The following is a 20,280-nucleotide window of genomic DNA, read 5'->3' on the forward strand; positions in this document are numbered from 1 at the left end:
GACATCGTCTATGCTATTTTTTTAGTTACCCTTATAACTTCCAATCAACGGTCATTCGATAGGATCTACCACGAATGTACAAATCTTCCTCTTTCTTATTAAAGAGGTTATCTACACCCATATAAATCGACATTTGTTTATTCCATGTCTTATGAATCCCTAAATCAATCGTCGGATAGGAAAAAAATACGTCACCCTGGCGACCAGATACAATATAATTTTTTACATATTTTCCAGACAACGTGATTTGTAATGGATTAACGCCATGATCATCATACCGCAATTGCACACCCGTCTCTTCTTCTGCCCTACCAAGCAAACGCGTTTTGCTCTTTTTATCTGTCGCATCATTCCAATTATATTGCAAACGAGCCGTCAAATATTTAGAAAGGTGCGTGCCTAATTCTATTTCTATCCCATTAATTTGGGCCGATCCCACATTATGATACTGCAAAAGCCACCTAGGCGGATTCACCATATCAGCAGATGGCCGAATCTGCTTAAAGGAAATTAAATTCGATACATCATTATTAAAATAGGTGAATTTAGCGAACATCGAGCCATTATCACCTTCTAAGCTAACATCATAACTTCTTGAGTGTTCTGGCTTTAAATCAGGATTTCCAAGCAGTCCCATTCCATTAGATCCCCCATGAACCCAATTCATATATAATTCACTAATAGTCGGTGCTTTAAATCCTTTTCCGTAATTCGCTTTCAATTTCCAGATATTATTCACATCATAAGTAAGACCTAATTTAGGGGTAACTTCCGCCCCATACTGATAATCATATCCATATCGAAGTGAAGGCAAAAGGAATAATCGATCACTAACTTGCCACTGATCTTCAATATATAGAGCATATGATTTAGTTGAATGTTCTTTCAGTTCTTTGGTCAGTGAAGGTCCTTCAACTTTCTGCCTCATTAATCTTGTTCCAGCATATGATTGTTTTTTATGTTCAAAGCCGAAAGTTATATTGTGATCATCGTTAATAAACGAAGTATTTCTCACTTCAAATACAGTCGTCTTATATTTTGCAGCATCTATATCACCTGGAACTAATCCTAATTCAGGCTTATCCGCTAAAGTTCCGCGCGTTAGTTGATGTTTGGTTAATCTATTCGTATAAGCACGAATCATATATTCATTACTTGCCGTTTTACCAGTAAAACTGATACTACCGCCTTGTTCCTTATTCGTAAAACGATTATCCGACGTTACTTTGCCCGTATGCTCACTTTTTCTAGAATTAGGTTTCCTAAATAGATCCGTTTCTTCCACTAAATTACTGTCCATACGATGAAGTTCTATCTGCAATTGTTGCTTTGCGGCATTGTCAAAATCATAATTTCCTTTAAACCGATAATTATGCCGTGTGCCACCACGATCTTTAAATTCAACTTCCCGTAATACCTTTTCAAAATGGGCATCAAGAGAACCTGAAAAATGATCATGCTTACCAAAATCAACTCGAATAAAACCCGCATTCCGTTTTGTCCCATAACCAAGACCGAATTGAACCCCCGCCTTATGCGATTTTTTTGTGATAATATTGATAACGCCGCCCATCGCTTCCGAACCATACAAGGAACTACCTGGGCCACGGACAATTTCAATACGCTCAATTTCACTAACATTCAGTCTTTTTAACGCTTCCCCATTCATCGTATCACCCGTATCTTCTTGGGCAATCCGCTGGCCATCAATAAGAAATAATGTCTGATTACTAGCCATTCCCCGTATGGCTAAAGCATCCCCGTGAACAGCATGAATTATATTTAAACTCAAAGCATATTGCATCACATCGTCTACATTGGTTGCCCCTATCGCTTCAATATCCTTTGCCGTAATAATCTGTACTGCCTGTGGTACGAGTCGTACTTTCGCCTTCGTTTTTGTCGCTGTTACGACAACATCCTTAGTTAGTACTTCATCCGTCTTAGAATGCATGTTTGCAGCCATACTAGTAGTTGAAAAACCTGCTGTCAATGCTAACACTGCCCCTAAAACAAAACAGCGTGTTGCCGTCTTATTCGTCTTTTTCATAAGTTCCCCTCCTAAGTATATGAAAATAATTATCACTATTCATAGAATAACAAAAGGCATTTTTATTTTCCACTCCATTTAGACCAATAATAGCCCAATAAGACTAATAACAAATATTCTTTATCCATTCTATCTCAATTTTAACATTTTTATAACAATTATTAAAACGCTATATATATAAACAATGTTTAATAAATATTATTTCCTGCTATATTTATACAAAAAAAAGAAACACTAATATGCTTTTATCGCATATTAATGTTTCTTTACTTATGCCCGCACAAAAGCGCCCATCAACTTTTCCGCTCGTTTTACCTCTTCTGCTGTAGGTGGATTGACATTCCTTAAGGTATACGGAATATGTAGACGTTCCCATTCAGGTACGCCTAATACATGATAGGGCAACACTTCTACCCGATCGACGTTTTGCAACGTTTGAATAAATTCTCGCAGTGCAATTAACCCACTTTCTTCATCCGTAAGTCCCGGAACCAATACATGGCGGATCCACATATGTTTTCCTTGATCTGATAAATACGTTGCCATATCTAAAATATTTTTATTACTATAACCAGTCAATTTTTTGTGTTTTTCGTCATCCATTTCTTTTAAATCTAAAATAAATAAATCAGTCACATCACACAACTGCTTAAACTTAGAAAAAAATGGTTCTTCCCGTGTAAAAGGATTCCCTGCCGTGTCTAGCGTCGTATGTACCCCTTTTTTCTTCGCTAAAGAAAATACAGCTAACACAAAATCGAGTTGTAATAGAGCTTCACCACCACTAATGGTAATACCGCCGCCATTTTTCCAATACGTGCGATATCGCAAGGCTTCCTTAAAGACATCTTCGGCACTTCGCAACGTGTATTGCTCCTTCTGATTTCCCTGCCATGTTTCAGGATTATGACAATACCGACATCTCATCCGACAACCTTGTAAAAAGATAATAAAACGAACTCCTGGTCCATCAACAGCACCGAAAGTTTCAATTGAATGGACTTTACCTAATACGGATTCCGTCATCATGATTCCACTCCTTTGGCCTTCTTACGATATGGTTTTTAAAAAAGTAGTAAAAAACAGCTCCAGCTTTTGCCAGAGCTGTTTTTTTCTCCCTGCTTACATATTTTTATGGAAGGTACGATTAATAACATCCAATTGTTGTTCTTTCGTTAAGGAAATAAACTTAACAGCATAACCAGATACACGAATCGTGAAGTTAGCATATTCCGGTTTTTCTGGATGTTCCATAGCATCTATCAATTTTTCCTTACCAAACACGTTTACATTCAAATGATGTGCACCTTGATCGAAGTAGCCATCCATGATGCGAACTAAGTTTTCAGCCCGTTCACCATCACTATGTCCTAATGCTTCCGGCGTAATAGATTGCGTATTAGAAATACCATCTAAGGACCATTCATACGGCATCTTCGCAACAGAATTCAAAGATGCGAGCAAGCCATTTTGTTCTGCTCCATAGCTTGGGTTAGCACCCGGTGCAAACGGAGTCCATGCACGACGTCCATCTGGTAGGTTACCTGTGAATTTACCATATACGACATTCGAGGTAATCGTCAAGATAGATGTAGTCGGTTCAGAGTCACGATAAGTATGACGTTTTTCGATATCCGACATAAATTCACGCAATACCCATACACCAATATCATCAGCCCGATCATCATCATTACCATATTTCGGGAAATCTCCTTCAATTTGGAAATCTTCAGCTAAGCCTTTTTCATTACGAATAACTTTTACTTTTGCATATTTAATAGCTGATAAGGAGTCGATTACATGAGAGAAACCGGCGATACCAGTTGCAAAGGTACGACGAAGTTTCGTATCCAACAAGGCCATTTCTGCAGCTTCATAATAATATTTATCATGCATATAATGAATCGTATTTAATACATTGACATACAAACCAGCTAACCAATCCAGCATCAATTTATATTTATGAACTACTTCATCATAATCAAGATATTCGGACGTAATAGGAGCCAATTCTGGACCTGTCTGAATACCAAATTTTTCATCCACACCACCATTAATAGCATATAACAAAGCCTTTGCTAAGTTTGCACGTGCACCAAAGAACTGCATTTCTTTACCTGTCTGTGTAGCCGATACGCAGCAGCAAATGGAATAATCATCGCCCCATACAGGTTTCATGACATCATCATTTTCATATTGAATAGAACTCGTCATATCCGAAATATGTGCCGCATACTTTTTAAACGGCATCGGTAACTGGGAAGAATAAAGAACTGTCAAATTCGGTTCTGGTGCAGGTCCCATGTTTTCCAACGTATGTAAGAAACGATAATCCGTCTTCGTTACCATAGAACGTCCATCCATGCCAATACCGGCCATTTCCAATGTTGCCCAAACCGGGTCGCCCGAGAACAATTCATTGTACGAACGGATACGAGCAAATTTAACCATACGGAATTTCAATGTCAAGTGGTCAATTAATTCTTGTGCTTCTTCTTCTGTAAGTTTTCCTGCTTTTAAATCCCGGTCGATATAAATATCGAGGAACGTAGAAATACGACCAACGGACATAGCTGCACCATTTTGTGTTTTAATAGCGGCTAAATAACCAAAATATAACCATTGTACAGCTTCTCTAGCATTCGTAGCCGGTTTAGAAATATCATAGCCATAAATGTTAGCTAATTCTTTCATTTGTTTTAACGCTTTGATTTGTTCAGAAATTTCTTCCCGTAAGCGAATAACTTCTTCTGTCATAACGCCATCGTCATTGTATTGTTTATCGTATTCTTTCCACGCAATCAATTGATCGATACCATATAAAGCAACACGACGATAATCGCCAACAATACGTCCACGACCATACGCATCAGGCAAACCCGTTACAACATGAGTATGACGAGCACGAATCATTTCATCTGTATACGCATCAAATACAGCTTCATTATGCGTTTTATGATATTCCGTAAAAATCTTATGCAATTCTGGATTTAATTTGTAATTGTACATTTCCAGTGCTTCTTCTGCCATTTTAATACCACCATATGGCATAAATGCACGTTTTAACGGTTCATCGGTTTGCAACCCAACGACTTTTTCCAAATCTTTCATAGACGGATCAATATATCCTGGTCCGTATGCAGTAATGGAAGAAACCACTTCTGTTTCTTCTTTCAATACGCCACCGTTATCACGTTCTTGCTTTTGATATTCTTGTACTTTTCCCCAAAGCTTGTTCGTAGCGGCAGTCGGTCCTGTCAAAAAGGATTCGTCCCCATCATAAGGATGATAGTTTTTCTGAATGAAATCACGAACGTTGCATTCTTCTTTCCACAACCGTCCGTCAAAGCCTTCCCATGCCTTATTTTCTAACATGTGCATACACCGTCCTTTAGCAGTAAATGTATAATAATTGTTCCAAAAAGAATGACCATAACCGTAGATGTACTTTTTTCTTTTTTATATTGTATTCGAAATATTTTAAGAATTTTCCGTTTTATTTCATATTTGATAATATTAAAATTTAAAACGCAATTTTCTTTATATTTCATAAATCCATACAATTAGTTACAAAAAGAACAATTTGTTTTTCATCTACTAAGTCTTCTTTTTTCACTTTCATTGTATACATCTTTTATTTTAAAAGCAACTATTTTTGTGTACTTTTTTTTAAAAACAATTATCAATTTATTATGCTTTTAATGCGTTTTAGTCATATACAGGTAAATATATATAAAATTTTTATCCATAAAATCATCTGATTTATGCCTTAATATAAATTGGTGTGTATATATATACATCTTTTTTTCTTTTAATTTTCATGTATTTAATAATTTTTCTACAGTTAAAGCTACTTGTCATCATTTTTTCTAATGATAAATGCAGTCTTTTTATATTACTTTTATCATTTTTATTCTTTATTATCATTATATATCATTTTATTATCATTATTATAGTATGTGCTTATTTTTTTACCCCAAATAAGTGTATGCTATAAACATTCAAATTGATAATTACTATTTGTCATACATATTTTTATATTCCTTTACCTGCTCATTTTATAAAATCAACCATTTTTTCGTTCATCTTCCGTTTACTATCATATTTTATACTCTCATTAATATACGATTATATTGTCAAAAAATATATTATATATATACTTTTTATTTTATTTGTTATTTATTTCACTAATAATATATAAAAAATACGCTATAAGCAACTTAGCTTATAGCGTATACAATCCTTCTTGATACGTATATCTTACCTACCCTTATGAGCAAAATATTTACTCAATCCCGTCATCATACTTTTGGCAAATTGCTCTTGTTGCTCCTCTTGCAGCAATGTTGCTTCTTCCCGTGGATTAGAAATAAACCCTAATTCCACTAACACAGCAGGCATATTACTATGCAATAATAAATAAAAATTAGCTCCATGCAGTCCCCGATTAACAAAAGTAGTAGCCTTTACATTTTCTTGATGAATATAATTTGCCAAACTATAATCATATGGAGTTTTGCTGTTATAAAAGGTTTCAATTCCTCCAACCGCTTGCTTAATAGACGAATTAAGGTGAATGCTTACGAACACATCTGCCTTGGCGGTATTAGCAATATTACACCGTGCTTGCAATTCTTCCACGGCACCAGCATATGCCGAAAATACATCCGTATCTCTATCGCGAGTTAATACAACACGTGCCCCGGCCTGAGTCAATTGAGCCGCCAACCGCTTAGCAATCTGTAAGGTAAGATCTTTTTCTTTTACCTTTCTCCCTATTGCTCCACCATCGCTACCACCATGCCCCGGATCAATACAAATAATTTTGCCCCGTAGCACTTTCGTATCAATCGCAGCATGATAAGGTCGAACTGTTTCTGGTGCTGGTCCTATGTTTTCCGTTTTACTCCATATAGTGCTTTTTGTTGACGGTGAAATAGGTGCCACCGGATTTTTTATATCCAAAACCAGCCGTACTTTCGAAGCAGACCCTTTCCCAGCGGGTAAAGAGAAAAACTGCACCTCTTCTTTGGCTACATTTCGTTGTAATTGAAATGCTATCATTGTTGTTGCTGCTTTTTGTGTAACCGTAACTTGACGGACCGTTGGATTATCGTCTACCAAAGCTCGTTCTAACTTGCCAATCTTCGTATTAGACAAAGTCAACAATAGCACCTTGTCTTTATTCCGAATGACAAGTTTCGGTGTAACGGGATGATCCGTTTCTACAACGATACGCAAAAACGGAATAGTTTCATCTGTTCGCCACACCGCCCGCAAACCGTTAATAGTTGTAATCGTTTGTGCCTGTATCGTCAACGAACAAGCGAATACAAGTAAACCAACTAAACATACCAGTATTTTTTTCATCCTATCTCTCCATCATCTATTTTCGTTACGACCTGCCCCTGTTGTAAGATACATGGCACCTGCCGTGCTAACTCCAATGGCGTATATCCATAAGGCCCATAGTCTTTTGCACAAGCATCACCACTAGCTCCATGTAAATAAACAGCTGCACACGCCGCTTGCGTGGCCATTGGGTTATTTTCACGCCCCCAAATAGCAGCAACCATACCTGTTAAAACATCACCCATACCGCCACAAGCCATACCGGCATTTCCCGTTGTATTGATATACACTGCCTTACCTTCTGACGAAACAATATATGTAGGTGCCCCTTTTAAGACGATACACACCTGCCATTCTTGAGCAAAAACACGCAACAAGGGTACCGGATTAGTCTTAATTGCATCTATTGCATACCCCGAAAGACGACTAAATTCTGCTATATGCGGGGTAAAAATAAGTGGTTGCAAGCACCTACGTACCCTATCTTTCATTCCTTGTAAATGATATAACCCATCTGCATCGATCACCAAAGGGCAACTTGCCTTTTCTAAAATTTGAAGTACAAAGTCTTGCGTTTCTTTCGACCTACCCAAACCCGGTCCTAGTGCTATACTAGAGCAATCCCTTATTTGTTCCATAACCGCCTTGCTATCGGCACCGGTAAAATAAGGCGTTGTACCTATGGCTGCCACCATTATTTCCGGATACAAGCCCATGGCTTGCGTAGCCACAACAGACGGAATCATCGCCCGTACCTTCCCTGCACCAGCTCGCACAGCCCCTTGTGCCGCCATTAACGCAGCCCCAAGCATCGTTGCACTACCCGCAATAATACCGACAGTTCCATGAGTACCTTTATGGCTAGTAGGCGAACGTTTCGTCATAATCTCAGCTATATCAGCTAATTCAAGGGCATACATACAATCATTTTCCTCTTTTCTAAGTAACGGCATGGGCATACCGATCGTATCTAAGACCACTTTACCGACAAGTTCCTTGCCTGGATATATAAATTGTCCCCGCTTATGTACCCCAAATGTAACCGTCATCATTGCATGAATGGCATCTTTATCACTTGCTCCCGTATCAGCATCTACTCCCGTTGGCATATCAACGGCAATAACAGGAATCTTTGCCTCATGTGCTACCGCATTGATAATCTGTGCAAGTGCACGCATCTTAGGTCGCAACATGCCATGAAAACCCGTACCGATAAGTGCGTCAATAATCATATGACTATGTGCTATACGTCTACGCACAACCGGTTCCGCCAAGGAAGACAGATACTGTAAATGGCAAAGCGGCTCATCTTGCATCACCTGTAACGTCCGTAAATGAATGCGACTTTCTTCACTATACGCTGACTCCTCCCCCCCAATATACACGTACACCTTAGCCCCTTGTGCCATCAAATGACGAGCAATCACAAACCCATCGCCACCATTATTCCCTGCACCGCAAAAGATGCTGACCCGTTTCCCCTGCCACGGGCCCCATACCTGCATACCGTGAGTAACCACCGCATGTCCCGCATTTTCCATTAAAACAGTTGGCGGTATCTGATATCTTCCTTGCATCGCTTCCCGATCTATCGCTTTCATTTGTGCCGCTGTATTAAGCTTTTTCATCGCTTACTCCTCTTTCGTTTCTCCACCATACAACTTGTGCAATCGCATACGCCCCATCATGACTGATGGATACATACGGCGTACCGCCGTATAATTTTACTCGTTGTGCATACACGCCATAAAACACAAAATACGGTGCACCCAAGTCACTATGTTTTACTTCTACATCCGTCCACTGTCCTTCTCTAAAGCCCGTTCCTAAGGCCTTATAAAAAGCTTCTTTCGCTGCATATATACCAGCTAAAGTCGCTGCCCGTGTTTGTTTTCTCGCCGCACTATATGCTAATTCATAGGCCGTGAAAAATTTACCTAAGCGTTTTTCGTGATGCTGACACAGCCTTTCTATGCGTGTTATTTCTACGATATCAATTCCAACCATAACGCCTCCAAAAAAGCCGTAATTTCACTTGAAATTACGGCTTAATCCTTTACCATTTTTGCATGCGAATACATATTCCCAGACCTTCTAAAATCACTTTAAAAGAACGAAATGAAATGACCATATCCGCATAAATAGACGGCACTACTTTATAACACAAACACACTTCATTCGCCTGATAGTCATACCGTAATCCATGTATATTCGATTCAAATGTATAAGGCGAAGCAGGTACGGTAAACTTCGGTTTTTTAGGTACCTCTAACGCACGAAGTAATGTATTAATAAATACCGTTTTTGGCACTTCCGTCTGTAACATTTCATCAATAAAACTATCTAATACGGTCATAAGACACCTCAATTTTCTTTAAAAAAATGAGCATGAATAGCCTGTACAGCTTTTTCCATCGATTCTTCAGCAATTAAACAAGAAATACTAATCTCTGAAGTAGAAATGATTTCAATATTGATATGATGATCGCTAAAAATACCAAACATACCGGCTGCAATACCTGGATGTCCTGCCATTCCTGCTCCCACTAAGGATACTTTTGCCATACTTTCATCGACAAGAATATCTTCCACGGACAACTCTTTTTGTATATGTGCCAACACTTCCCGTGCCGCCGGTAATTCCGTTCGAGCAATCGTAAACGTAATGTCTGTAACCCCTTCTTTAGCGATACGCACACTTTGCACAATCATATCTACATCGACATTTTTTTCTGCTAATTCCGCAAATACTTGATATGCAAACCCTGGACGATTAGGAATTCCTAATACTGTAATTTTTGCCACATTTTTATCTTGTGCAACTCCCCGAATTAAATATTGCTTTACCTTCATTGCATAATCCTCCTGTATCATCGTCCCTGGTTCTTCTGAAAAAGTAGAACGAACGTGAATGGGTACATTAAAACGGCTTCCCATTTCAACTGCCCGTGGTTGCATCACGCCAGCTCCTAATTTGGCCATTTCCAACATTTCACCATAAGTAATAGACTCCATTTTCTGCGCCGCCGGTACTACTCGAGGATCGGATGTATAAATGCCATCAACGTCTGTAAAAATTTCACAAACATCTGCATGAATAGCCCCAGCAATAGCTACCGCTGTCGTATCCGAACCGCCCCGTCCTAACGTCGTAATATCCCCTCGTGAAGTTTGCCCTTGGAACCCTGCAACAATCACGATATTACCTTCCTGTAACGCCTTGAAAATACGTGCTGGTTGTAAATCTAAAATACGCCCCTTATTGAAGGCGGCACTCGTCATAATACCAGCCTGTCCACCTGTAAAAGATATCGCCTTTTCCCCGGCTTCTTCAAACGCCATCGCCATGAGGGCAATAGATATCTGTTCACCTGTCGCCAACAACATATCCATTTCACGACCATAGGGTTTAGACGTAATTTTATTTGCTAACGTTACTAACTCATCCGTTGTATCGCCCATCGCAGAAACAACGATCACGATCTGATCGCCTTCCTTTTTTTCTCGTATCACTCGCTGTACAATGGAACTAATCTTATCGGGCGTAGCAACGGAACTACCACCAAATTTTTTAACAATTAAAGCCAACGCAATTCCCTCTCTTTATCTTTAAAGTCTAGCCTATGGTAACCTATTATAAACCATATATTGAATAATATCATGGAGCTATGCAATTGTAAAGGATAGGACAAGATATTTTCATTTATCTTAATAAACGGTTATCCTATTTTTCTACACGCGTATCTACGAAAAGTGATTTTCCCGTCATCTCCACGGGAATAGCAATTCCCATTAACGTCAATATCGTAGGTGCTACATCCGCTAAAATCCCCTCACGCAACCTTGCCTTTTGATAACGCTTGCTCATGATGATACACGGCACATCGTTTGTCGTATGAGCGGTGTAGGGACTACCCGTCTTAGGATCACGCATTTTTTCGGCATTGCCATGGTCAGCAATAATAACCAATTCCCCCTCAACTTTCAGTAAGGCATCACGAATTTTCCCAATACATTGATCAACAACTTCCACCGCTTCTATCGTTGCCGCTAAATCACCCGTATGCCCTACCATATCCGGATTAGCAAAATTAAGCACAATCAAATCATATGTATCTTGTGCAATGGCCTGTACAACTTGCTCTGTTACTTCTATTGCACTCATGCGTGGTTGTAAGTCATACGTAGCCACCTTGGGAGATGGAATCAACACCCGATCTTCTCCCTCATTCGGCGTTTCCTCACCACCATTAAAGAAATACGTAACATGGGCATATTTTTCCGTTTCAGCAATCCGTAATTGCTTTTTACCGGCTTGTGCAACCACTTCACCTAACGTATGGGGAATGGTTTCCTTGTCATATACGACATGCACGGGCAACGTGTCTTCATAACGAGTCATCGTAGCAAAATACAAATCGTTATACCGCTTCCGAGAAAAAGCTGAAAAATCAGGATCAACAAACGCTGCTGTCAATTGCCGTGCTCTATCGGGGCGAAAATTAAAAAAGATTACGCTATCACCATCTTGCACTGGATGTGCTTTAATGACCGTCGGTACAACAAATTCATCAGCTATATCCGCTTGATAAGACTGTTGCAAACAAGCGTTATAGTCTCGTGCCACTTCACCTTTACCGTCAGCAATAGCTCGATAAGCCTTTTCCACGCGTTCCCACCGAGAATCTCGATCCATCGCATAATAACGCCCACTAATCGTGCTCAGCACGCCTACGCCCAACCGGGCACATGTGGCCTCTAATTCAGCTAAATAAGGACCCGCACTGCGAGGTAATACATCACGCCCGTCCAAAAAGGCATGAATATATACACGTGAAAGCTGATACCGCCGGGCCATCTCTAGCAATCCATACAAATGTTTTTCACTACTATGCACACCGCCAGGAGAAACCAACCCCATAATATGCAATGCCGTTCCCTTGCGTTGTACCTGTTCCATCGCCTGCACTAATACGGGACGTGAAAAAAATGTCTCGTCTTCAATATCGTGCGTAATCTTGGTTAATGCTTGATACACAATCCGACCAGCACCTATATTTAAATGGCCCACTTCAGAATTGCCAATTTGTCCAGCCGGTAAGCCTACAGATTCACCTGAAGCACCTAAATGCGTATGAGGATATGCACGCCATAAACCACGCAACGCATGTAATTGGCCCTGAGCGACCGCATTGTTTTCGACTTCCTCACTACATCCAAAACCATCCATAATAACCAACATAACCGGCTTTTTATTCATCATTGTTATACTCCTTTATTCCGTGGACAAAAAAGCAGGGATTATTCCCTGCTTTTAAATACTTATATTATTTATTGTACTGATGTGTTTCTCGTCCGTCAAGTATCAATGTCGCTGATAGCTATCCATAAGGGTAATTAGATCCAGAACCTTCGCTGAATAGCCAATTTCATTATCATACCAGGCGACAACTTTAACAAATGTATCGGTCAGTGCAATACCTGCTTTGGCATCAAAAACAGATGGCGTAGTACAACCTAAAAAGTCAGAGGATACAACATCCTCATCAGTATAGCCTAAAATTCCCTTTAAAGGCCCCTCAGCGGCTTTTTTCATCGCTTGGCATATGGAAGTATACGATGTGGGTTTTTGGAGGTTTACGGTCAAATCAACGACAGATACGTCTAACGTAGGAACACGCATCGCCATACCTGTCAACTTACCCGCTAAAGACGGGATAATTTTACCCACTGCTTTGGCAGCCCCTGTCGTAGAAGGAATGATATTACCACTCGCCGCTCTACCACCCCGCCAGTCTTTAACGGATACAGCATCAACCGTATTTTGCGTAGCTGTCATCGCATGAACCGTCGTCATTAACCCATCTTTGATGCCAAAATTATCGTGTAATACCTTTGCTAGCGGTGCTAAACAGTTTGTCGTACACGAAGCATTAGATACAATGCGTTGACCCCTATATTGATCCGTATTCACGCCAACCACAAACATATCCGCCTGCTTCCCCGTTTCATCAGCTTTCGATGGTGCTGTCAAAACGACATGACCTGCCCCAGCCTGAAAGTGTCGTTCTGCTAAAGGCAAGGTTAAAAAACGACCTGTCGCCTCTACGATATAATCGGCACCCACTTCATGCCACCGCAACTGAGCCGGATCTTTTTCTGCGGTCACGCGAATCTCCTTGCCATTAACGATCAATTGATTATGATCGACATCTGCTTCAACGTTTCCCTGAAACGGTCCATGTACAGTATCATATTTGAGCATATAAGCCATATAATCTACAGGTAACAAATCATTAATACCCACAACTTCTATATCAGGACGAGCTTGTGCTAACCGAAAAACAAAACGCCCAATCCGTCCAAATCCGTTAATACCTATTTTTATCATCGCGTCCACTCCTTTTTTCCTATATTCTTTATGCTTTTATTATGACATCAGCGGTACGATATTACAACCGCATGGACATTTCCAGTCCCATTTATATATATACTTCTCCATCTGCCAAAGAAAATATGTCCTCGTCTTTGCAAATATCCTCATATATGCTATACTAAGCGTACCATACATGGGGATGTAAAGGTTTCGACGTGGATGGTTGTATCATAAGTAGCGAGCCGGGATTTCATCTACCCGTAAAACGGTGAACCTTTAAAGTAAACGCAAAAGAACAAAATTTTGCTTTAGCTGCCTAAACGTAGCTAACGTCTTGGATATCTATTCCTGCGTGATATCTAAAGGCGTCACTCAGCAGGATACTTATCTATCTGTTGCCTAACAATAGATAGGGAATAAGATAGGCTGGAGTAATCTAGTTTGTCTTTGTACGACCGTTACTTAAGAACTCAAACAAAGACTGCGCTCGGAGAGATTTATGGGGCAGCATTTACGGACAGGAGTTCGACTCTCCTCATCTCCACCACAAAAAAGGGATGTTTCTTTTAGAACATCCCTTTTTTTATGTGCAATTCCTATGTTGTTTTATGCTAACAATATTAATTACTATTTTATTTTATTTTATTTTATTTTATTTTTCTATTTCTCTTCTTATCTTATTCTTATTCTTCTCTTATATAAGAGATGCAAAAAAAAAATCCCTTAACCATGCCGTTTTTAAGATTGCAAAATGCAATACTGTGGGACGCTGACACGATAACTACACGATAACCACACGATAACTACACGACAACTGCACATTATAAATTCAACTAAATATACTTATCCACTTGTTATCCACAAATTTACCCTCGTTTTATCCACAGATCAAGGAACTAAAAAAAGAATACCCTTATGCAAGAGTATTCTTCATCGAAATCTAAACTACCTGGACTGTATAAAATGTAGAAGAACTATGAGTCATATGATGAGAGAATTAGTGTAAAGCTTATACCCCTCATCAATTCTCTTTTTCCCATAGCCACTATGGTAAAATCCCCTTCTTATTTTCCCTTTCGAGCGTTTCAATTTAGCCAATGATATTCCCGACACTATTTACCAAATCATTATCCCCTCTACCAATATAATAATTCTAGTTTTTTAACTTTTTAAACCTAGTATAATAAACTATTTTCTCTTTAATTTTTCATTTTTATCTACTAATAAATAAATGCTTCAGCCATTTTTGTCTTTTCAATTAAATTCTTGTAAACTTTTGATTTTTGTAAAAGTGCTTCATGCTTACCTTCACTTTCCACTCTTCCGTTTTCAAGCACTACTATTTTGTCCGCATTTTCTATGGATTTCATTCTATGTGAAATGATGACAACTGTCTTATCTTTAATCAAATTGTTTAAAGACTCTTGAATTTTTTTCTCGTTGTCAACGTCAAGGCTTGCTGCTATCTCGTCTAATATCAATATTGGCGCATCTTTTAAGAAGGCCCTAGCTATTGATAACCGCTGTCTTTCTCCTCCTGATAACTCAGCACCGTTTTCACCAACAACTGTATCGAAACCCTTATCCATTTTTTCTATAAAGTCTGTGCAGTTTGCAAGCTCTGCTGCTCTTTTAACTTCTGCGTCGCTTGCATCTTGCTTACCAAGTCTAATATTTTCCATCACACTTTGATTAAAGAGAACTACATCTTGGAAAACTATAGACACCTTATCAAAAAGAGATTCTGTGGATATTTTTTTTATATCTTTGCCATCAATTAAAATTTGTCCCTTGTCATAATCATAAAGTCTTGATATAAGTTTCAAGATAGTTGTTTTACCGCAGCCGCTTGCACCTACTAATGCCGTAACCTCACCCTGCTTTGCTTTAAAGCTTACGCCATTTAAAATTTTTGCGTCTTTATTATAGGCAAATTCAACATCTTTTAGATCAATATCAAATTTTTTCAAATTATAGTCATCGCCCTCTTGAAGATTTTGATTTTGAATTTCTTTTAATCTTTCAATCTTTGGCGTTAAATAAAATATCTCCATCATGCCCTCTTTAGATGCATCTAAAGCGTCTTTTATCTTTATAGCCGCTAGTAAATATCCTATAAGGTAGAGAGGGCTTATCTCTTTACTAATAATTAAATTTACGCCAACAAATATTACAACAGCCAGAGATATAAAGCTAAATATTGAAGATATAGACATAGTTAAAAATGTATTTACTTCTGATTTTAAGTGCACTTTTTCACTTCTATCCATTTTTTCATATAGCTTTTCTTTCATTTCCTCTGCTAAGCCATAGGCTTTGATCTCCATTTGCATTTCGATGTTTTCTTGAAAGCTTTCCGAGTTTTCTCTTAAAACGTCATAATATTCCTTCTCTCCCTTAACCTGATGTTTTTTAGATAGTGGTATAAATATAAAGCTTAAAATTGTTGGAATAATTACAGCTAAACCCATCTTGACATTGCCAACTAGCATCATGATGGATATTAGCGGGAAGAAGAGTGCCATGCCGCCCACCTTTGGTATTGCGTGGCTCATTGCATGCTCTATACCTTCAATGTCAGCCATGATTGTTTGTGCTAAATCTGAAATATCATGCTTAGAAAAGTATGAAAGCGGTAATTGGGATAAATTTTCCGCTGTTCTCACCCTTAAATCCGCACTTTCTTGATAGGTTGTGCTGTATAATTTATCGTATTCGATAGAAAGTAAAATATACATGACTATCAAAGTCAAAACTGAAAATGCTATATAAAATCCCTTGCTTTTGTCAACATTTTCCAAAACTTCTTGAGCAAAAATCATTAGTAATATCGCCGGAAGCATGTTTATACAATAAACGAAAAATGAGGATAGGGTTGCTTTAGTTAAATTTTTCGCTCCGTTATCTGTAAGAGCAAATCTTTTTTTATAAAACGCCTTCATTTGAAACCCTCCATTCATTCGCACTGTTAAACATCTCTTGCAGTCTCTTATATCTTGTATCTCTTGACATTAATTCTTTGTCGGAACCTCTCTCTATAATTTTTCCATTGTCCATCACCATAATTTCATCGAGGTCTTTTATTGTCGACAGCCTATGAGCAATCATAATAACTGTTTTATCCTTCATAAGGTTTTTGAAAGCTTTTTGCAATTCAAACTCGTTATCCGGGTCAATAGACGCCGATGCCTCATCCATAATAATAATTTTGGAATCCTTTAAAATTGCTCTGGCAATTGCAATTCTTTGTTTTTCTCCACCGGATAAATAAACGCCTTTTGAGCCTATGATAGTATTTTCTCTTTCCGGGAACTTGTCTAATATCAAATCGCATCCTGCTAATTTTAAGGCTTTCATAACCTCATCTTTGCTCGCACCTTTATTTGCTAAGGCTACATTGTCATAAATACTTTTCTTGAATAATTTTGAATCTTGAAAAACAAAGGAAATGGCTTTTATTAAGGCTTCATCAGAATATTCACTTATTGGCACTCCGCCTATCTTTATCCTTCCTTCATTTACATTGTAGAAACCTGATATAAGTTTTGCTACTGTTGATTTGCCTGATCCGGAGGAACCGACTAGTGCATAGGACTTTCCTTCTTCTAATTCAAAGGATACATTTTCAATGACAGCTTTGTCGTTATAAGCAAAGCTTACATTGTCAAACTCTATATTATAATTTTTAAAATTATTGACATTACCATGAACCAATTTGTCTTTTTGCATATCCTTGTAAAGTGCCTCTAACGTATCTACTGCATAATTGCCTTGAGAAATGTACATGGCATACCACATCATTCTCATAAATGAAACAAACATGACCCCTGATAAAAACAAAATCATTATAAGTTCCAGCAAAATCATTTTGTCACTTCCTAAGCTCTCTATAAGATAGACAACAGGAATAATCAAGATGGCAATTAGTCCAAAAAAAAGCCACTGATACCAGACATAAGGCTTTTTACAAGACAGTGAATAATCATAAGCATATTTCGAGTAATCTTTTATCGCCTTATAAAAGCTTTTAAATGACTCGACATTGGCTCTAAATATTTTTACAACTTGCATTCCTCTAACGTATTCAACAGTTTCAGCACTTAGTTTAGATAGGGCTTCTTGATATATCTTCATAAATTCTTTCTCACCCATCATTGCCCCTAAAATTAAGGCTCCTATTATTGTTAGAGCAAGTAAAGTAATCCCAACCCTTATACTTACTATAAAGCCTAGTACAAGTACAAGCACGGGTGTAACTATTGCTTGAGAGCTATCGGGAATCATGTGAGCTACCACCTGATGTGTTAGTGCGGCATTATCATCTATGCTCTTTCTTATTTGACCAGATGGATTTAAGTCGAAGAACCTAAAACTGGCTTTCTCTAAGCCATCAATTCCCCTTTTCCTTAAATTTGTTTCAAGCCTAAAACCCAAAACGTGTGAAAATATTCCTGAAACAAAATAAACTATTGCTCCACTTGTTAGTGTGATGACAGATTTTAATGCTAAGCTCTCTGCCCCAGATAAATCTGAATTAATTATTAACTTATCTAGAAATTTATAAATTAAATAATATCCATATACCGTAAGAACAGCAGATATAACAGAAAAAACTATAGCCAAATATCCAAGATATTTTTTATCTGCCACATAAGCAAATAGTTTCTTATAAATCTTCATAATGATATCTCCTTTCTTTAATATCCCTTTTAGATTGAAATTTACTTGAGTAATAATAATTATTATTGCTTTTTTATTATATATTGGTTATTATTACTAATACAAGAGATTAGAATGAATAAAGCTAATCGGAATATTGTCTAAAAGGGATATGGTTATGATGACTTATTATGATTTTGTAAAAGAATATATGAACGTAAATGAATGTAAATGTAATCAGAAATATTCAAATGCAGGACATACATTTTGTTGGAGTAAAAATAACTCCACTTATGCAGAGGGCTTGTATTGGTTTTATGAAGGAAATGGATTTATTATTGATATCCATGATTTTTATGTCAGCGAAGAAATAATTCAACGTAGTACTTATAGTATGGCCGACTATGTTTCAATATATTCCAGCTATATTGTCAGTGCAAATGGTGAAAGATTTAGTCCTTATCAAACGCTTACTGCAAACTCATTATGTACGCTTGATTTTGACAACATAAAAGATGACTTTCTATTTTTATTACACGAGAACTGTTATTATCTTGCTGTTTCTATCGGTTTTAAAAGAACGCTTCTGGAAAAACACCTATCATCTATTAATATTGATCCGGAATCATTTTATAGGGCTTTACTTCAAACAAATCAACTAATACTTACAAAGGCATTAGAAAAGGTGGCAATGGAAATTTTAAATTGTAAGATGGGCACTCCTGCCGCTGAATTTTTCTTTAAAGCTAAAGCTAATGAATGGATAAGTATAGTAATAGATACGTACTTAAATAGAAAAAAACATAAAATCGAATCAGATGATAATAAATCCCTTGATGATGTAGCTAGATTTTTAGATGATCATTTCGCTATGAATATAAATCAGGATACACTTGAAAAAATATCGAGAATGAGTGGGACAAAATTAAAAAATTTGTTCAAAGAAAAATATGGTCAAAGCATTACAGAATACACCCAAAGAAAAAGAATGAATGTAGCTGAAACCCTTCTGTTAAACACCGAACTGCCTATAAAGGAAATAGCTAAATCTGTGGGCTACTCATCACATAGCAAATTTTCCCTCTATTACAAAAGATACAAAGGTAAACTTCCTAGCGAAATCCGTAATGTAACTTGCGAACATCACAATTAAAAATGTGATTACCGTGATTAAGGATTTTTTTATTTACACATCCCTATCTTATATTAGTTAAAATGCGTATATAGATATTTGCAGAGATCTGTATACAGGTAATAAAAAAATAAACAAAATTCATTCTTCCCTTCTTTCTTTGAACAAAAAAACGACAGAATTATTACGTTCTATCGTCTAAAATTTACATATTCAATTTTTATCACAAAATGAGATGCTTTTTAAAATATTTACTTTTATTGGTAGGGGATTTGCAATATCCATTTAGCTTATTCAGTAATGATATGTAGCAGTATCAAAGGCGTTTTTACTATTTCGTTATGTGTTGCGATGATTGCTTGTTTATCTTTACCTAACATGTTCACCGCCTTACCTACAAATTATGATGGCTTAGTTGAATTAGCGTTAAGAAAACCGTATCCTTTATACGCTTCATCATCGCACTCCCTATCCCCATCTCAAAAGGATAATTTAATATCGGCTTTCTTTGATTGCTTGCCACCAAACTTGCCGACACTTTCTTTAATCACCGTATCGATGGATTTATCGATACGGTGATTGTTTCTTTATCGTCTTTCAAAATTAACAGCGATACACGTTATTTCTCATATCCACATTTCACACAAAAAAAAGCGATACGGTTAACAACATGACTAATGTCGTCAACCGTATCGCTATGTTTCCTTGCTT

14 protein-coding genes and 1 other RNA gene are annotated in these 20,280 nt (G+C 37.6%); 3 read left to right on the forward strand and 12 right to left on the reverse strand.

Annotated elements, in window-relative coordinates; all coding sequences use genetic code 11:
* Positions 1-31: 31 nt before the first annotated feature.
* From HMPREF1040_RS06015 to gap, 10 genes are all read right to left on the reverse strand, one after another.
* Positions 32-2,050, reverse strand: coding sequence for a TonB-dependent siderophore receptor (locus HMPREF1040_RS06015; RefSeq protein WP_007393068.1), 2,019 nt, complete (start codon positions 2,048-2,050; stop codon positions 32-34).
* Between the two features lie 270 nt (positions 2,051-2,320).
* On the reverse strand, positions 2,321-3,076 hold the full coding sequence (gene pflA, locus HMPREF1040_RS06020; RefSeq protein ID WP_036257843.1) for a pyruvate formate-lyase-activating protein: 756 nt from the start codon (positions 3,074-3,076) through the stop codon (positions 2,321-2,323).
* A gap of 96 nt (positions 3,077-3,172) precedes the next feature.
* The gene (gene pflB / locus HMPREF1040_RS06025) at positions 3,173-5,425 is read right to left on the reverse strand and encodes a formate C-acetyltransferase (RefSeq protein ID WP_007393075.1); all 2,253 of its coding nucleotides are present in this window, start codon (positions 5,423-5,425) and stop codon (positions 3,173-3,175) included.
* An 885-nt stretch (positions 5,426-6,310) separates the two neighbouring features.
* Entirely contained in the window at positions 6,311-7,420 is a 1,110-nt protein-coding gene (locus HMPREF1040_RS06035; protein WP_007393042.1) for an N-acetylmuramoyl-L-alanine amidase, read from the reverse strand.
* On the reverse strand, positions 7,417-9,030 hold the full coding sequence (locus tag HMPREF1040_RS06040; protein WP_007393065.1) for a bifunctional ADP-dependent NAD(P)H-hydrate dehydratase/NAD(P)H-hydrate epimerase: 1,614 nt from the start codon (positions 9,028-9,030) through the stop codon (positions 7,417-7,419). The genes HMPREF1040_RS06035 and HMPREF1040_RS06040 overlap by 4 nt, the downstream gene beginning before the upstream one ends.
* Positions 9,017-9,409: a holo-ACP synthase gene (gene acpS, locus HMPREF1040_RS06045; RefSeq protein ID WP_007393050.1), complete on the reverse strand. Its 393-nt coding sequence runs from the start codon at positions 9,407-9,409 to the stop codon at positions 9,017-9,019. The genes HMPREF1040_RS06040 and acpS overlap by 14 nt, the downstream gene beginning before the upstream one ends.
* A 49-nt stretch (positions 9,410-9,458) precedes the next feature.
* Positions 9,459-9,758, reverse strand: coding sequence for a hypothetical protein (locus tag HMPREF1040_RS06050; protein ID WP_007393071.1), 300 nt, complete (start codon positions 9,756-9,758; stop codon positions 9,459-9,461).
* Between the two features lie 8 nt (positions 9,759-9,766).
* Positions 9,767-10,990, reverse strand: a complete 1,224-nt coding sequence (locus HMPREF1040_RS06055) for an aspartate kinase (RefSeq protein WP_007393061.1) — start codon at positions 10,988-10,990, stop codon at positions 9,767-9,769.
* A 136-nt stretch (positions 10,991-11,126) separates the two neighbouring features.
* On the reverse strand, positions 11,127-12,662 hold the full coding sequence (gpmI, locus tag HMPREF1040_RS06060) for a 2,3-bisphosphoglycerate-independent phosphoglycerate mutase (RefSeq protein ID WP_141557806.1): 1,536 nt from the start codon (positions 12,660-12,662) through the stop codon (positions 11,127-11,129).
* A gap of 105 nt (positions 12,663-12,767) precedes the next feature.
* Positions 12,768-13,793: a type I glyceraldehyde-3-phosphate dehydrogenase gene (gene gap / locus HMPREF1040_RS06065; protein ID WP_007393043.1), complete on the reverse strand. Its 1,026-nt coding sequence runs from the start codon at positions 13,791-13,793 to the stop codon at positions 12,768-12,770.
* A 180-nt stretch (positions 13,794-13,973) separates the two neighbouring features.
* Here gap and ssrA point away from each other — a divergent pair.
* Positions 13,974-14,325, forward strand: a transfer-messenger RNA (tmRNA) gene (gene ssrA, locus HMPREF1040_RS07840).
* Between the two features lie 673 nt (positions 14,326-14,998).
* On the opposite strand, the gene HMPREF1040_RS06070 is transcribed toward ssrA, so the two are convergent.
* Both HMPREF1040_RS06070 and HMPREF1040_RS06075 read right to left on the reverse strand, forming a co-directional pair.
* A complete protein-coding gene (locus HMPREF1040_RS06070; RefSeq protein WP_007393054.1) occupies positions 14,999-16,720 on the reverse strand; it encodes an ABC transporter ATP-binding protein in 1,722 nt (573 codons plus the stop codon).
* Positions 16,704-18,458: an ABC transporter ATP-binding protein gene (locus HMPREF1040_RS06075; RefSeq protein WP_007393058.1), complete on the reverse strand. Its 1,755-nt coding sequence runs from the start codon at positions 18,456-18,458 to the stop codon at positions 16,704-16,706. The genes HMPREF1040_RS06070 and HMPREF1040_RS06075 overlap by 17 nt, the downstream gene beginning before the upstream one ends.
* Before the next feature lie 157 nt (positions 18,459-18,615).
* On the opposite strand from HMPREF1040_RS06075, the gene HMPREF1040_RS06080 reads away from it, so the two are divergent.
* Complete coding sequence (locus HMPREF1040_RS06080) at positions 18,616-19,590, forward strand: AraC family transcriptional regulator (RefSeq protein ID WP_007393055.1); 975 nt, start codon at positions 18,616-18,618, stop codon at positions 19,588-19,590.
* Between the two features lie 279 nt (positions 19,591-19,869).
* Positions 19,870-20,148 carry a hypothetical protein gene (locus HMPREF1040_RS08055; protein ID WP_141557805.1) on the forward strand — a complete coding sequence of 93 codons (279 nt, stop codon included), beginning with the start codon at positions 19,870-19,872 and terminating at the stop codon, positions 20,146-20,148.
* The last annotated feature ends 132 nt before the right edge of the window (positions 20,149-20,280 follow it).

The sequence above is a fragment of the Megasphaera sp. UPII 135-E genome (assembly GCF_000221545.1).
In the GTDB taxonomy this organism is placed as follows: Bacteria; Bacillota; Negativicutes; order Veillonellales; family Megasphaeraceae; genus Megasphaera; species Megasphaera hutchinsoni.